The sequence below is a fragment of the Vibrio sp. KMM 9700 genome (genome assembly GCF_058545285.1).
Window position 1 is genome coordinate 588,039 of sequence record NZ_CM178590.1, and the last position, 16,141, is coordinate 604,179.

Below are 16,141 nucleotides of genomic sequence, written 5' to 3' on the forward strand. Positions count from 1 at the left end.
AAATAAATAATATTTAATAAAAAACCATAATTATATGAGTACTTAAACTCAATCTTGTCTTGATTATTGCTGTAATAGATAAAGTCTATTTTGATCCCTTTCTCGTCGTTATGAAAGATCGAAAATTGCAATATGTATGGTTAAATTTGCTTAATTTTAAAGCTGTGATCTGTTTGGAATTTACAGTGTAAATTTTATCCTATCGACAAAACTTTTATCTGTGGTGTAAAGGATAGTTGGAAAAGCTGAAAATGCGTACAATCGACTCCTCTTTACGCGCTAAAAAGGAGCGATTGCAGGCAGGAAACAGCTCTAATTGCGAGCCATGCTGGAGATGATGTGCGGATTAACTTGAAACTGTATGCAGCGGCTCGTGACCATCATCTTTACAATAGTCACGTTGCAGCATATACATACGAATCGCATTGCGATATTGACCATTCATAAAAAACTCTTCGATTAAAACGCCTTCAGTTTTAAACCCAGCGGCTTCATACAGGTGGATAGCTTTTGGGTTTTCATCTGAAACTAACAAGTATAGTTTGTTCATATTCAAGATCTTAAACGCATAGTTAACCGCTTTATCTATGATTTGTCTGGCATAGCCACGGCCTTGAAAACTTGGCGCGATAATGATCTGAAACTCAGCCGTACGGTGCACATAGTTAACTTCAACCAACTCCACCAAACCCACTTGCTCTAGAGATTCATTTTCCGCAATAAAGCGGCGCTCCGTTTGATCATGGATATGCTTGCTATATAGACTTTCGAGCTCCATAAAGGACTCATACGGCTCTTCAAACCAATATGCCATGACGCTACGGTTGTTGTTTAAGCGGTGAATAAAACGTAAATCATCGCGTTCAAGGGCGCGAATTGAAATATTCTCTTGTTGCATAAAATTTCCTTGTTCTTATCTAGTATGAAGCCATCTGCTTCTACCCATACCCGTCATAGTTGAAGTTGCAAGGTGTTAACCGCGTGCCATTGGTCTTGATGAGGGGGGGAATTAACATCACTTGTAACACGCTTTGATATAAAAACATATCATGATTTTGATGAAATTATATACTGCTAAAGATAAGGAATTTTTATCAAACTGAAGAAGATGAAAAAAGCGGCGCACTAAGGTAAGTGAACCGCTTGGATTAGAGGAGATTAGACAAATACAAAAGCTTAAAGGGGGGAAGCTCTTATGCACTTGTTAGGTGAAACTGCCGTGTTATTTCACACTTTGCAGTAATTTTTTCGGTTGCGCCATCGCATCTTTGGTTGTGGTATCAATCACTTTGATATGCTTAAAGCGCTCCACTTCTTTGATTGCGACGTCATGCGCAAAAATCACTAAGCTGGCATTTTGAATATCTAAATCTGTGATTCGATTGACAATACCATTTGCCCCTTGGGTTTCAACTTTGACCTTGATGCCAAGTTCACGACCGGCTTTTTCTAGGCTTTTCGCCGCCATGAAAGTATGCGCCACACCGGATGGACAAGCGGTGACGGCAAGCACTTGGGCTTCGCCTTCAATTAAATCCATTTCAACTTCTGGGCGCTCTTCTGCGCTCGCATCTTCTTCTGCAACAGGTTTTTTAAGTAGGTTAACGATAATTGCCGTGGTTAATGCGCCTGCAATCGTGCCTATGATATAGCCAATTTTGCCATCGACAACAGGCAGCACAATCCAACCGCCCCAAGGTGCGTGGTTAATTACATTCATCATAAAGCCAATCACGTTGCCGACAATACCACCGGCAACAATTGCAGGAATGACGCGGATTGGATCGGCCGCTGCAAATGGAATAGCGCCTTCTGAGATACCTATCATACCCATAATCGCGGCAGCTTTGCCTGCTTCACGTTCATCTCTTTTATAACGCTTTGGTGAAAGAAAGGTCGCAAGCGCCATGCCAAGAGGTGGCACACAAATTGCGATGCCCACACCGCCCATCAGCCAAGGCTGGGTATCGACTTGAGTTTGGGCAAATAAAGTCGCGACTTTGTTAATCGGGCCGCCCATATCAAAGGCTGTCATGCCACCTAAGATAGCGCCAAGTAAGGCTTTTCCGCTGCCCGCCATGCTTGCTAGCCACGCATTGAGTGCTTCCATCATGGCTGCGATAGGCTCACCAATGCCCCACATCACAATACTACAGGTTAAGAAAGTCCCAATCAGAGGGTAGACAAAAATAGAGCCAAGGGAAGCCATGCTGTCTGGAAACTTAATCTTTTTAAGTAACTGGACAATGCTACCGGCAATAAAACCAACGATGATCGCGCCTAAAAAGCCAGTACTGTATTCTTGCACTGCAATCCAAGAGCCGATCATGCCCGGTGCAAGCCCTGGTTTATCGGCAATCGAATAAGCGATATAACCACCTAATACGGCAGTAAAGAGGGTTAAACCTGCAATGCCCATGGTCGCAATATCTTTGAGCACACCGGACTCAGGCACAGCGCCTTGCCCTGAAATCATCACCGCAAGTGAGAGCAAAATCCCGCCGGCGACGATAAATGGGATCATATGTGAGGTGCCAAACAATAAATGTTGTTTAAAAACAGTCAGTTTGTCTTTCCAAGAGGGCGCTGCTGCAAGATCGTCTTGGATGCTATTTTGGAGTATATCTGGTTGCGCTGATTGACTTGCTTGCGCGCCAGGTGAGTGTTGCTCCTGCGATTCTGGGCACATTAAACCAATGACTTCTTGTGGCGTTTTAGCCTGATGCAACTCGTCAATAAAACCATCGGTTAAAATAAGACTAGAGACTTGCGCTAAGGCTTCAATATGGTGATTATCCCCGCCATCTGGTGAAGCTAACATAAAGAAAGTATGTGATTTTTCACCATCGTCGGCGTCAAAATCAAGACCTTCCTTATGTAAACCAACCACCACGGCAGGCTTGATGACGGCTGCGCTTTTGGCGTGCGGAATGGCTATGCCATCTTCAAAGCCTGTTGAGCCTAAGGCTTCACGCGCCCAGACATCTTTTAAAAATTCTTCTTTACTGCTGATATATGCTTTAGCTTCTAATAAGCTTGCAAGTTCTGTGAGTACATCTTCTTTGCTATTGGATGCAAGATCGAGACAAATCAAGTCCGGATGGAGTAAGTTTTGCAACATAGGGTCACCTTTTTATTATTAGAATGTTTCAAATCTGGGGTAACCTTATCATTTATGATGGCACTGAAACTATCGGATAAAATGCGCATTTACTGGACTTTTGTACCCTGAAAATAAAAAAGAGATCTCCACCGCAAAATGAATGAGGGGGCATGGTTTGATTTTTTGTCTAGGACCTTAGGAGATGAGTGAATATCTGTAATGCTAAAGCTGAATGATTGAGGATTCTGTCAAAAAATTTTAAAACCCAAAAAAATTATTGAATCTTGAATCATTGCAAGATAAGTTATGAAAAACACATAACAAAAAAGCAAGGATGAGAGATGTTTCAAACCGATGATGTCAGAATAAACCAAGTCAAAGAGCTCCTACCACCAGTGGCTGTTTTAGAGAAGTTTCCAGCAACGGATGCAGCAGCCCAAACTACGTTTGAAGCACGTCAGGCAATCAGCCAAATTTTAAAAGGGGATGATGACAGACTCCTTGTCATTATTGGCCCATGTTCAATTCATGATCCAGCCGCTGCGCTTGAATACGGTAAAAAACTCAAAGCGCTACGTGATGAGCTCAAAGGTGAGCTTGAAGTTGTAATGCGTGTTTATTTTGAAAAACCGCGCACAACAGTGGGCTGGAAAGGTCTGATTAATGACCCGTACCTAGATGATACCTACCAAATTAATGACGGTTTGCGCATTGGCCGTAAGCTGCTATTAGATTTAACTGATGCGGGCATGCCAACGGCAAGTGAATTTTTAGATATGATCACGCCGCAATATGTGGCGGATTTAATTAGCTGGGGCGCAATCGGTGCACGCACGACGGAATCCCAAGTTCACCGTGAGCTTGCATCTGGTTTGTCTTGCCCAGTTGGGTTTAAAAACGGCACAGATGGCAACATCAAGATTGCAACTGACGCATGTCGCTCGGCGGGATCTTCACACCATTTCCTATCTGTGACTAAATACGGTCACTCTGCGATTGTTGAAACCGCAGGCAACCCAGATTGCCATGTGATTTTACGTGGCGGCAAAGTGCCAAACTACAGCGCAGAAGAAGTCGGTAAGGTAAAAGATCAATTAGCAGCGCAAGGCTTGTCACAAAAAGTCATGGTTGATTTTAGCCATGCAAACAGTGAGAAGAAGTTTGAAAACCAAATGAAGGTTGCGACCAACGTTGCCGAGCAAATCAAGCAAGGTGAAGATGCAATTTTTGGCGTGATGATTGAAAGTCACTTGGTTGAAGGCCGTCAAGACTTATGTGAAGGCAAAGCGCCAACTTATGGTCAAAGTATCACGGATGCTTGCATTGGTTGGGATGACACGGAAAAAGTATTAAGAGAATTAGCCCAAGCTGTGAGTACGCGCCGCGGTTAATTTTTTATATACATAAACTATTTATAAGCCCTGATTGGAATTGTTTCCTAATATATGGACAATCAATTGGGGCTTTTTTGTCGCCAATTTTTGTATGCTACATTGAAGGCGCATAAATATAATAAATAGGCCATCTAGCTTAACTCTGCTACACTGAGGCACCAGTAATCGTGTTGATAATACTGGCCTAAGACTAGGACCTATTTTGATAAATAATGATATTTTACGTCGCGTACGTTACACCTTTGATTTAAAAGATGATGCCATGCTAGAAGTGTTTGCTTTAGCAGATTTAACCGTCACCAGAGCGCAGCTAAATGCTTGGCTGAAAAAAGAAGACGACGAATCATTTGTTCATCTAAAAGATCCTGAGCTTGCGACATTTTTAAATGGTTTGATTAACCTAAAACGCGGCAAGCGTGAAGGGGAGCAGCCAGCGCCAGAAGCAACGCTTACTAATAACATGGTGTTTCAAAAGCTGCGTATTGCGTTAAACCTAAAAGCTGAAGATATTCTCGATATTTTAAAAAGTGTTGATTTTTCCATGAGCAAACATGAGCTGAGCGCATTTTTCCGCAAGCCAGATAATAAACACTATCGTGAGTGTAAAGATCAAATCTTAAGAAACTTTTTGCTTGGTGTGCAGCGTCAGCTTCGCCCAGAATCTGCAGAGTTTGATGCAAGCTAATTTGTCATCATTCTAAATATTGCGAATATAAAAAATCCCTCGAAGCCAAGCCTAGAGGGATTTGTATTTGAATCAGTTTAAATTAATTCAACTTAACACTTTTGCTCAATGGCCATTTGACGTGCAATTTGTGGCGCATTCCAAAGTGATGGCAATAAGATAAAAGATACTGGCACTGCGGTGATCACAATAAAGGATTGCAGCGCAGAAATGCCGCCTTCACCCAGTGAAATCAAGATAAGCGCGGTCACACCCATCATCATGCCCCAGAAGGTACGGATCCAACTATTTGGCTCAGTTTCACCACTGACAACCACGCTAATGGTGTAAGTCATGGAGTCACCTGTGGTCACAATAAAGACAGTTGTCAGCACAAGGAACAAGATTGAAATCAGGGTTGGCATTGGGAACTGCTGGGTGATCGCAAGCAATGCGCCCGGCAAGTTAAAGCCTTCAAATGCAGAGCTGACGCTACCTGGGTTTGCAATTTCAAATGCAAGGCCGCTACCGCCGATAATAGTGAACCAAAAACAAGTCACAATTGGCGCAACCACGCTGATGGTACCAATCAATTCACGAATCGAGCGACCGCGAGAGATACGCGCGATAAAGATAGCCATCATCGGACCATAGCCCAAGAACCAGCCCCAGAAGAACACAGTCCAACCGCCAAGCCAGCCTTCATCACCACGGTAAGTCGCCATCGGAATAAAGTTATCGATCATGCCGCCAACACCTTGAATATAGGCATTGAAGATGAAATCAGTTGGGCCGAAAATTAAGATATAAGCCATTAATAATACAGCTAAAATAACGTTATAACGGCTCAGCATTTGCATGCCACGGTTCAGACCACTTAAGGCAGAAATCGTATATAAAGCAATGGCAAACATCACGATGATCATTTGCGTCGTAAAGCCATCTGGGATCCCAAAGAGCTCATTTAACGCATAGCTAATTTGCAGACCCAAGAAGCCGATTGGGCCAATGGTCCCTGCGGCAACCGCAATAATGCAGCACGCATCAATCAATGCGCCAGTATGGCCTTTAAGCGCGCGCTCACCTAAAACAGGGTAGAGCAAGGTTCTTGGTTTAAGCGGTAAGCCTTTGTCATAGTGCAGGTGCATCACCACAATGGTAGTTAAACTGCCGACAATCGCCCAAGCTAGAAAGCCCCAATGCATAAAAGATTGAGAAAGCGCATTGATCGCTTGGGTTTGAAGATCTTCTTGCTCGCCAAAGATAGGCGGGGCACTGACAAAGTGAGCGATTGGCTCAGCTGCCGCCCAAAACACGCCACCACCGGCAAGTAAGGTACAAAATAGGATCGCTGTCCAGCGAAAGTTAGTCATTTCAGGGGTGTTGGTGCCACCTAAAATCACGCGCCCAGTGCGACCTGCGCCAAGGGCAAGACCAATTAAAAAGGTCAGAAGCAGTAGGATCTGCCAATAAGGGCCAAATAGCTTAATTGACCAAGCAAAACCAGTATTAACAAGAGAAGAAAGCAGATCAGCATCAAATAATGCTAAGGCAACAAACAGAGCAATAAAGCCGCCGCTGTACCATAAAGTTGGATTGTTTAAGCCAAGGGTTGAGATTTTCGATTGTGAAGGTAGGGGGTGTTCAATTTCAGAATGTAACGATTGTGATAAATCAGGCATGCTGACTCCAAGTTGTCTTCGCTTTCGCAAAGATGTATTTAAACCTGTTATCACAAGACTAAAAATGAGTAAAAAGCCAGACAAATATCAGCTCTAGCTCAAAAAGTGTGACTCATATCAAACAGGTTGCGCAGGACAAGGGTATAGATCTCATCCATAAATCGCAACCTTATTTACAAAAATCAGTCAAATTTTAACCAAAATGTAAAATATCTAACCCAAATTGGCTAGTAATCGATAGGACTCTAACTTTTCTTTTTGATCAAAAATGAGGCTGTTGACCATGATCTCATCAGCGCCTGTTCTGGCGACTAACTCATCGAGTCTGGCTTTGACGGTTTCAGGGCTGCCATGAATCGACTCACTTAATTGCGACTGAATTTGCGCTTTTTCTATGCTATCCCAGACCGTGTCGATGTCTTCAACTGGTGGCGGGATAAGCTCACGCTTGCCGCGGATCATAGATAAGAATTTAAGCTTTTCGGTTGAAGCAAGGTACTGGGCTTTTTCATCTGTTTCGGCGACAACAATATTCACCCCAATCATCACATAAGGCTTGTCGAGTTGATTCGACGGCTGAAATTGGCTGCGATAGATTTGCAGCGCTTGAAGCATAGCTTGCGGCGCAAAGTGCGAGGCAAACGCAAATGGCAGACCTTTGACGCCCGCTAAATGGGCGCTATAAGTGCTCGAGCCGAGTAACCAGAGTGGTAAATTTGGCGCGCCATCTTTTGGGTTTGTGCCTGCGCCCGGAATGGCTTTAACCGGCTGGCTTGCTGACGCATCACTTAAAAAGAATTCTAATTCTTCAAGTAAATCATCAAAGTGCGGGTCGATACGCTCAGGATCGCGACGCAGCGCGTGCATGGTTGGGTAATCCGTACCCGGCGCGCGGCCAAGGCCAAGATCAACGCGATTTGGAAATAATGCGGCTAGCGTGGCATATTGCTCGGCAATCACAATCGGCGCATGGTTTGGTAGCATCACGCCACCTGAGCCAATACGAATGTTTTGGGTTTGAGCGCCTATATAGCTAAGTAAAACTGACGTGGCTGCGCTGGCAATATCTGGCATATTGTGATGCTCGGCCATCCAAAATCTATGGTAGCCCAGTTCATCGGCCAGTTTTGCAAGTTCCAGTGACTTGGCAAAGGTTTGGGGCAAATCCGCACCTTGGGTCACGGGCGCAAGGTCTAAAATCGAAAGTTTTACATTAGCCATTAGCTCACCTTAAAATTCTTTGTCAGCAAATCCTGTCATTTCTTCCAAGTTTAGTGCTTTACCAATTTTAGTTAAAGGGTGCACCACGACAATGCCTTTCACTTTTTTCTTCAGTGCGCCTAAATCTGCTTGCTCAGCTTTGGTGATTGCGCGGCTAAATGGCATATCTAAAAGGGCTTTACGCTCTTTATTTAGGTCATATTTTTGTTTGTGAGTGAGCGATGCAACTTGCTTGCTTAGCTTGTTGATTTCTGCTTCAAATTGAAAAATCATCGCTTTATCAGCACGTTTTTGCGCCGCTTCTAGCTTATGGCGACAAGTGTCGATGCGGTTATTTAGGGCTTGGATATCGTTTTTAATGCTCATGGCGTCACCATAGTAGAGGGTAGATAAGGTAAATGGGCGAGGAGTATAGCACTGAAGTGTGAGTTTGACTATATAAGCCGCACCTTCAATCATTATACTCGACGCCCATTATTTATCTGAATTTAATTTTGACTTTCGCTCAGAGCTAAACAATTAAGCCTTGCTACCTTTTAACCAAGACAGCCAAGTTTTGCTTGAACTGGTTTGTGTTTGTGGTGCTCGCATTAATTGATAATAACGAAGTGCTGCCGTAATACCACCAATGAAGAGTGCAAAGTTTGCTAAATCAGTAAAGATGAATGAGCAAAGTAGTGCAAGAACTGTCGCAGGTAATAGCGCTTTAACCGCTTTTGGATTAATACCATCTTGATACCAGTATGCCGCTTTTTTATCTTCGGTATAAAGCGCATCAATGTCGATTTCTTCGCGACGGATTTTAAAGTAGTCCATTAAGATAATGCCATAAATCGGACCTATCATTGCAGCTAACACATCAACCGTATAGTGAATCACTTCTGGGTTATTAAATAGGTTCCAAGGCGTAATTAAAATGCCGCCAACCGCTGCGATGAATCCGCCAGTTTTGAAGCTAATTTTTTGCGGTGATACGTTTGAAAAATCAAATGCTGGGGCAACAAAGTTTGCAACGATATTGATGCCAACGGTTGCTAAAATGAAAGTAAATGCGCCTAAAACAATGACAGTGCCATTATCAAGACGTTTCACGGTTTCGATTGGGTCGGTGATCATCTCACCAAAGACTGGAATGGTTGCCGCCACAATGACGACGCTTATCACAGAGAAAATCAAAAAGTTCAGTGGTAAGCCTAACCAGTTGCCAAGCTTTAATGATGAATAAGACGGGCTATAACGAGAAAAATCAGAAAAGTTTAGCGTTGGGCCCGCAAAATAGCCTGCAATCAAGGCGGTTGCCATGATCATTTGGGTTATCGACTCTGACCCTGTCAGCAATTTATCACTTAGGTTAAAGTTTATATTTTCCCAACCGGCTTGATAAACCATCCATGCAGTTAATAAAATCATTGCCAAATAAATCGCAGGGCCGGACCAGTCGACAAGCTTTTTAATGGCACCCATACCAAATAAGAAGACGCCAGCTTGCACAAGCCACATTGCGATAAAGGCAAACCAACCAAGGCTAGATAAGCCTAAGAAAGAGTCTTGGGTATAGACTTCATATTCTGGCGCAAAGTAAAGAATCATCACGATCAAGCAACTTGAAGCCAAGAAGGTTTGAATGCCATACCAAACGACAGCGATTAATCCGCGTATGACGGCAGGAATATTTGCACCTAAGACGCCAAAAGACATGCGACATACGACAGGGAAGGGGATACCCGCTTTTTGTCCCGGCTTACCCATTAGGTTGGCAAACGTGAGCACTATCATGATACCCAGACATAAGCTAATCAATACTTGCCAAGCGGTTAAGCCAAGGGCAAATAATGAAGCAGCAAATACATAGCCGCCGACTGAGTGAATATCCGACATCCAAAAGGCAAAAATACTATACCAATTCCAAGTGCGATCTTGAGTGGGTGCAAGATCATCATTCATTAGCCTTGGGCTAGTTTTGTACTTATTTGAAAGTTGCATCATTCATATCCTTGTGAAGTTAAGCTTTAATTTTATTCCTGATATTATGTATACAATTTATGTGCCAATTTGGGGCGCATCATTCTTAGTCATTGTTTCTTAAATAATTTACTTTTAATTAATTATTAACTTGGTCTGATATAGGTCGGAATGTGTTTTGATATCGAAATGAATAAATTAAAAGGAATTTAAATGTTCTATTTTGATGCAATTTCGCACCAAAAAATGTCAAGGCTGAGCTGTATGATACAAATAGGGGGCATAAAAAGAAGGGTTTTAAGGTTGGAATCATTCTTGCATGTATTAATTATCGTATACAAAACTTAAAATAAATGAGGACAATATGAAGATTAACTTAATTAACCCAAATACTTGTTTAGCTATGACGCAGACAATGGGAAAAGTGTCGCAAGATATCGCGGCAGTGGATACGCAAATTATTGCGCGCTCGCCAGAGCATGGACCTGCATCGATTGAATCAATGCGTGATGAAACCATTGCCGCAGCCGCCTTACTTGATGTGGTGGTGCAAGGGGAAGCAGAGGGCGTTGATGGGCATATTATTGCTTGCTTTGGCGATCCAGGAATTGACGCCGCCAAAGAGATCGCCACCGCGCCTGTGATTGGTATTGCCCAAGCAAGCTTTCATTTTGCAAGCCTTGTGAGTCATAAATTTTCCATCGTGACCACGCTTTCACGCACCATTCCTATGGCGGAGCATTTATTGCATAAATATGGCTTTGCGCATCAGTGCGCGAGTGTTCGCGCAGCAGAAATTCCTGTGCTTGATTTAGAAAACCTATCACAAGCGGCTTATGACGGGTTAAAAGCTGAATGTATTCAAGCTATTGAAGAAGATAACGCTGAGGCGATTGTTTTAGGTTGCGCTGGCATGGCGGACTTGGTTGAGAAGTTGCAGCAAGAGCTCAATATTCCTGTCATTGATGGCGTGAGCGCAGCGGTGAAGTTAATTGAAGCGATGAAAGGTTTAAACCTGCGCACCTCAAAAGCCTTTATTTATAGTCAGCCACCGCAAAAAGAATTTGTCGGCCGTTATGAATATTGGAGTAAAAACACGGACTAAATGAATAGAAAAGCTTCTTATCTGTTGTCTTATTAAACGTATCACTTTTTGGTGGAAATGGGTAATAGGGGAGAGCGGATGAGAAGTTCAAATACGAGCAGTTTAATCAATCGTAAAATCATCGCCATTGATGCAGGGCATGGCGGGCAAGATCAAGGCGCCAGTGCCCAGATTATAGCAGGCAGACCAGAGCGCTTAGCTGAAAAAGATGTCACCTTTACGCTTGCCAAACGCGTCGTTGCCAAGCTTTCAGAAATAGATATTCTTGATCCACATTTAGTGCGCAGCCAAGATGAATTTATTGCCTTAAATCAGCGCACTCGCTTTGCAAACGGTTTAATGGCAGATGCCTTTGTTTCCATTCATATCAACTCAGCGCAAAGCTCCACTGCCAATGGCTTTGAGTCTTATATCTTTACCTCAGATGGCGAAAATTCAGAGTCTTTTGCGCTGCAATCAGCATTGCATCAATATTTAGATCCGATTTGGGAAAACGCCGGGCGTGACTTGCGCGGACGTAAAAAAGCCAACTTTGCCGTCCTGCGCACCTTTGTTGGCGCCTCGGTGCTGCTTGAGTTGGGCTTTATCAGCAATGCGCAGGATAGAGATTTATTACAAAATAAAGCTTTTTTAGATCAGTTGGCAGAAGGGATCAGCCAAGGGGTTGAGACGTATTTTCAAAACATAGATTAATCCCAAAGCGAGTGAGTCGCTTAAATTGGGTTTAATCTACATTAGATTATCTAATCCATAGGGTTAGCTTCTTTTATCGAAGTTAGCCCTTTTTTATATCTTAGTTATTTGTGTTTTGCTAGTTTGCATTAAATCGGCACGATTGGTGTAAATCTAAGCGATAAAATAGATGAAAAACGTGATCCATTTATCTATTTGATATTGATTCTTATTTAATTTTCATTAATGGAAAAATCTTTTCTATTTTTGGTGGATTAGCTAAATTTATTGATTTAGAACAAGTTGTAACATTTTGTTTGTGGCAAACTCAGACGTAATTAGCCCTTAGTGGGTAACTAAAAAGAGCAATGTCGATGAAAAACAAATTGAAACAGCTTTTAAGCTTTGATTCGAGCCGTCGAAGCTTTATCAAATCCAGTAGCGCCCTTGGTGGCCTTGCCGCTGCCGCATCCGGGATCACCATTCCATTTAGCATCTCTCAAGCGAAAGCCGCGCAAACCCCTGCCAAACCAGATGAAAAAATCGTCTGGAGTGCGTGTACGGTAAACTGCGGCAGCCGTTGCCCACTGCGCATGCATGTGATTGATGGCGAAATCAAATGGGTTGAAAACGACACCACAGGTGATGATGAATATGGTAATCACCAAGTGCGTGCCTGTTTGCGTGGCCGCTCGATGCGTCGCCGTGTGTATAACCCGGATCGCCTTAAATACCCAATGAAGCGTATCGGCAAACGTGGCGAAGGCAAATTCAAGCGTATTAGCTGGGACGAAGCGTTAGACGATATTGCGCAAAACCTTGAGCGTATTCGTAAAGATTACGGCAATGAAGCAATTTATTTGAACTATGGTACAGGTACGCTTGGCGGCACTGTGACGAAATCTTGGCCGCAAGGTTCAAGCCTGATTGCCCGTTTGATGAACCTAAAAGGTGGTTATCTAAACCATTATGGCACTTATTCAGATGCGCAAATCGACATGGGTCTTGACTTTACTTATGGCGGTTGGGGTGACGGTAACTCGCCATCGGATCTTGAAAACTCTAAGCTGATTGTTCAATTTGGTAATAACCCTGCTGAGACGCGTATGTCTGGCGGCGGCGTGATCCATCACTTCATGGAAGCCAAAGAAAAATCAAAAGCAAAATTGATTGTGATCGATCCTCGTTATACCGATACAGCTGGCGGTCGTGAAGATCAATGGGTGCCAATTCGTCCGGGTACGGATACAGCGTTAATCGCAGCAATGGCGCATGTGATGATCACCGAAGACTTGGTCGATCAGCCATTTTTGGATAAATATTGCGTTGGTTATGATGAGAAAACACTGCCAGCGTCTGCGCCAAAAAACTCGTCTTATAAATCTTATATCTTAGGTTTAGGCGAAGACAAAACCGTTAAAACCCCTGCATGGGCGGCGCCAATTACAGGTATTCCTGAAGATGTGATCATCAAACTGGCTCGCGAAATTGGCTCAACCAAGCCATGCGCTGTGATGCAAGGCTGGGGTCTACAACGTACCGCAAACGGCGAAATCGCCTGTCGCGCCGTCGCAATGCTGGCTCTTCTAACCGGTAACTTAGGTATTTCTGGTGGTGGTAGTGGTGCGCGTGAAGGTGGCAAGAGCATTCCTTTTGTTCGCTTCCCAACCCTTGAAAATCCAGTCGAAGCCTCGATCCCTATGTTCCTGTGGACGGATGCGATTACCCGTGGCCCTGAAATGACGGCGACCAAAGATGGTATTCGCGGCAAAGACAAGCTCGATGTGCCAATCAAGTTCATCTGGAACTATGCCGGCAACTGCTTGGTGAATCAACATGCCAACATCAACAAAACGCACCAAGTGCTGCAAGATGACAAAGCATGTGAAATGATCGTCGTGATTGATAATCACATGACAGCTTCGGCGAAATATGCAGATATCGTTTTACCAGACTTAACTGCTTCTGAGCAATCCGATTTTTGTATGGACGCAAGTGCAGGCAACATGCCTTACTTCATCTTTGCCTCGCAAGCGATTAAACCGCAATTTGAATCACGTGGCATTTTTGATATTTGCTCTGACTTGGCAAAACGTTTGGGCGTGGAAAAAGAATTCACCGAAGGGCGCGATCAAGAAGGTTGGTTACGTCATTTATATGCGTTAACTCGTGAGAATGATCCAAGCTTGCCTGATTTTGAAACCATGCGTGAGCAAGGCATCTACAAGCGTAAAACTGAGCACCATGTGCCATATAAAGCTTTCCGTCAAGATCCAATCGCTAACCCATTAACCACGCCATCTGGCAAGGTTGAAATCTACTCTGAACGTTTAGCTAAAATTGCTAGCGAGTGGGAGTTGGAAGACGATGAAGTGATCCACCCATTGCCGATTTATGTGCCGAACTTTGAAGGCTATGAAGCTTCGAAGAAAGGGGATTATCCGCTGCAATTAACAGGTTTCCACTACAAAGGACGTGCGCACTCAACCTATGCCAACGTTGATGTTTTGAAAGCTGCTAACCGCCAAGAAATGTGGATCAACCCAATTGATGCGCAAAAACGTGGCATTGAAAATGGCGATCCGATCCGAATCTTCAATGACCGTGGTGAAGTGCGTATTACGGCAAAAGTGACGCCGCGTATCATCCCTGGCGTGGTTGCGCTTGGTGAAGGTGCTTGGTATAGCCCAGATAAGAAGGGCATTGACCATGCGGGAAGCATTAACGTGCTGACAACCCAACGTCCAAGTCCACTTGCCAAAGGTAACCCACAGCACACCAACTTGGTTGAAGTGCAAGCAGTGAAGAAAGCGTAAGGAGCAATCATGGCACAGCAATATGGTTTTTATATTGATTCAAGTAAGTGTACTGGTTGCAAAACCTGCGAGCTTTCTTGTAAAGATAACAAAGATTTAGATCCAAAAGTAAGTTTTCGCCGCATCTATGAATATGCAGGTGGTGACTGGGTACAAGAAGGCGAGATTTTCCGCCAGTCAGTGTATTCATATTATTTATCAATCGCTTGTAACCACTGCTCAAACCCAGCGTGTACCAAGGTTTGTCCAAGTGGCGCGATGCATAAACGTGAAGAAGATGGCTTTGTGGTTGTCGATGAAAGCGTGTGTATTGGCTGTAAATATTGTTCAATGGCCTGTCCTTATGGCGCGCCACAATACAATGAAGAAAAAGGTCACATGACCAAGTGTGATGGCTGTTATGAGCGTGTGGCGCAAGGGCTAAACCCAATTTGCGTGAATTCATGCCCATTACGCGCACTTGAATTTGGTCCAATTGATGAATTGCGCGCTAAATATGGCACCAATGCGGATGTCGCGCCGCTGCCATGTTCGTCATTAACCAGCCCGAACATTGTGATCAAACCAAACAAAAATGCACGTCCAACAGGTGATCAAACCGGTCACTTAGCAAATCCGAAGGAGGTTTAAGATGGCTTGGCATGAATTACCCCTGATCATCTTTACTGTATTTGCGCAGACATGTGTGGGTGCATTTATTATCTTAGCGCTAGCCGTGTTATCGGGTCAGCTCAATGAAGCGCAGCACAAACGCTTGCACCAAGGGATGTTTTTCTTGTGGTGCTTGATGGGGCTTGGTTTTGTTGCATCGACCATGCACCTTGGCAGCCCGCTACGTATGTTCAACTCGCTTAACCGCGTGGGCGCATCTTGGCTGTCTAACGAGATCTTAACCGGCAGCATCTTCTTTGCAATTGGCGGTTTATATTGGCTGATGGCGATCACTAATAAAGTCTCAGCTGGCCTGCAAAAAGCCTTTGCCGTGCTTGGCATGATCGCAGGCGTTGCAGCCATGTATGCCATGATCAATGTGTATTTAATTGATACCGTGCCAACATGGAACAATGGCTACACGCCAGCAGGTTTTGTGTTAACGGTTGTGATTTCAGGCTTTGCCTTTGCTGGCGTGATTCTTGCTTACGCGCTAGATAAACCTTGGCCTATTGCAAGCTATTTACCACGCGTTGCCGCTGTGTTTGCATTAATTAGCATGCTGGTTAGCTTTGACTTGGTGGCAAGTTTGCCAGAAATGAAGTCTGCAATTGTGAGCGCGCATGAGATCATTCCAAACCTAAAAACCTTGCTTACAAGTCGCTATGTGCTCTTGTTTGTGGGCATTGGGATTTGGATGATGAGCGCCAAACGTGGTAATCAACTACCGCTAACACTTGTCGCTTGGCTATTGATTGTCGTCTCTGAGTTAATGGGTCGCGGCGTATTTTATGGCCTGCATATGAGCGCTGGTTTATAAGCTTTCATTATTATAAAAATAACGTAAGAGCCTGCAGAAATGTTGGCTCTT

12 protein-coding genes and 1 pseudogene are annotated in these 16,141 nt (G+C 43.9%); 7 read left to right on the forward strand and 6 right to left on the reverse strand.

Annotated features, from left to right (window positions below; translation table 11 throughout):
• Positions 1 to 346: 346 nt before the first annotated feature.
• Positions 347 to 898 carry a spermidine N1-acetyltransferase gene (speG, locus tag AC2VOY_RS13830; RefSeq protein WP_491833156.1) on the reverse strand — a complete coding sequence of 184 codons (552 nt, stop codon included), beginning with the start codon at positions 896 to 898 and terminating at the stop codon, positions 347 to 349.
• Between the two features lie 324 nt (positions 899 to 1,222).
• Entirely contained in the window at positions 1,223 to 3,121 is a 1,899-nt protein-coding gene (locus AC2VOY_RS13835) for a PTS fructose transporter subunit EIIC (protein WP_491833157.1), read from the reverse strand.
• A gap of 323 nt (positions 3,122 to 3,444) precedes the next feature.
• On the opposite strand from AC2VOY_RS13835, the gene aroG reads away from it, so the two are divergent.
• Both aroG and AC2VOY_RS13845 read left to right on the forward strand, forming a co-directional pair.
• A complete protein-coding gene (aroG, locus tag AC2VOY_RS13840) occupies positions 3,445 to 4,494 on the forward strand; it encodes a 3-deoxy-7-phosphoheptulonate synthase AroG (RefSeq protein WP_491833158.1) in 1,050 nt (349 codons plus the stop codon).
• Between the two features lie 205 nt (positions 4,495 to 4,699).
• Positions 4,700 to 5,182, forward strand: coding sequence for a YehS family protein (locus AC2VOY_RS13845; protein ID WP_491833159.1), 483 nt, complete (start codon positions 4,700 to 4,702; stop codon positions 5,180 to 5,182).
• A gap of 92 nt (positions 5,183 to 5,274) precedes the next feature.
• On the opposite strand, the pseudogene AC2VOY_RS13850 reads toward AC2VOY_RS13845, so the two are convergent.
• From AC2VOY_RS13850 to AC2VOY_RS13865, 4 genes and pseudogenes are all read right to left on the reverse strand, one after another.
• A pseudogene (locus AC2VOY_RS13850) lies at positions 5,275 to 6,777 on the reverse strand (BCCT family transporter); the annotation flags it as partial.
• Between the two features lie 279 nt (positions 6,778 to 7,056).
• A complete protein-coding gene (locus AC2VOY_RS13855; RefSeq protein WP_491833160.1) occupies positions 7,057 to 8,064 on the reverse strand; it encodes an LLM class flavin-dependent oxidoreductase in 1,008 nt (335 codons plus the stop codon).
• A 9-nt stretch (positions 8,065 to 8,073) separates the two neighbouring features.
• A complete protein-coding gene (locus AC2VOY_RS13860) occupies positions 8,074 to 8,430 on the reverse strand; it encodes a YibL family ribosome-associated protein (protein WP_491833161.1) in 357 nt (118 codons plus the stop codon).
• Positions 8,431 to 8,583: 153 nt separating this feature from the next.
• A complete protein-coding gene (locus tag AC2VOY_RS13865) occupies positions 8,584 to 10,050 on the reverse strand; it encodes an NCS1 family nucleobase:cation symporter-1 (RefSeq protein ID WP_491833162.1) in 1,467 nt (488 codons plus the stop codon).
• Between the two features lie 340 nt (positions 10,051 to 10,390).
• Between AC2VOY_RS13865 and AC2VOY_RS13870 the strand changes: the two genes are divergently transcribed.
• From AC2VOY_RS13870 to AC2VOY_RS13890, 5 genes are all read left to right on the forward strand, one after another.
• Complete coding sequence (locus AC2VOY_RS13870; protein ID WP_491833163.1) at positions 10,391 to 11,131, forward strand: aspartate/glutamate racemase family protein; 741 nt, start codon at positions 10,391 to 10,393, stop codon at positions 11,129 to 11,131.
• Positions 11,132 to 11,209: 78 nt separating this feature from the next.
• A complete protein-coding gene (locus tag AC2VOY_RS13875; RefSeq protein ID WP_491833164.1) occupies positions 11,210 to 11,824 on the forward strand; it encodes an N-acetylmuramoyl-L-alanine amidase family protein in 615 nt (204 codons plus the stop codon).
• Positions 11,825 to 12,177: 353 nt separating this feature from the next.
• Positions 12,178 to 14,619: a DmsA/YnfE/YnfF family dimethyl sulfoxide reductase gene (locus AC2VOY_RS13880; protein WP_491833165.1), complete on the forward strand. Its 2,442-nt coding sequence runs from the start codon at positions 12,178 to 12,180 to the stop codon at positions 14,617 to 14,619.
• 9 nt (positions 14,620 to 14,628) lie between these two features.
• Complete coding sequence (locus AC2VOY_RS13885; protein ID WP_491833166.1) at positions 14,629 to 15,249, forward strand: DMSO/selenate family reductase complex B subunit; 621 nt, start codon at positions 14,629 to 14,631, stop codon at positions 15,247 to 15,249.
• 1 nt (position 15,250) lies between these two features.
• Positions 15,251 to 16,090 (forward strand): DmsC/YnfH family molybdoenzyme membrane anchor subunit, encoded by an 840-nt coding sequence (locus AC2VOY_RS13890; protein ID WP_491833167.1) that lies wholly within the window; start codon positions 15,251 to 15,253, stop codon positions 16,088 to 16,090.
• Positions 16,091 to 16,141: the final 51 nt, after the last annotated feature.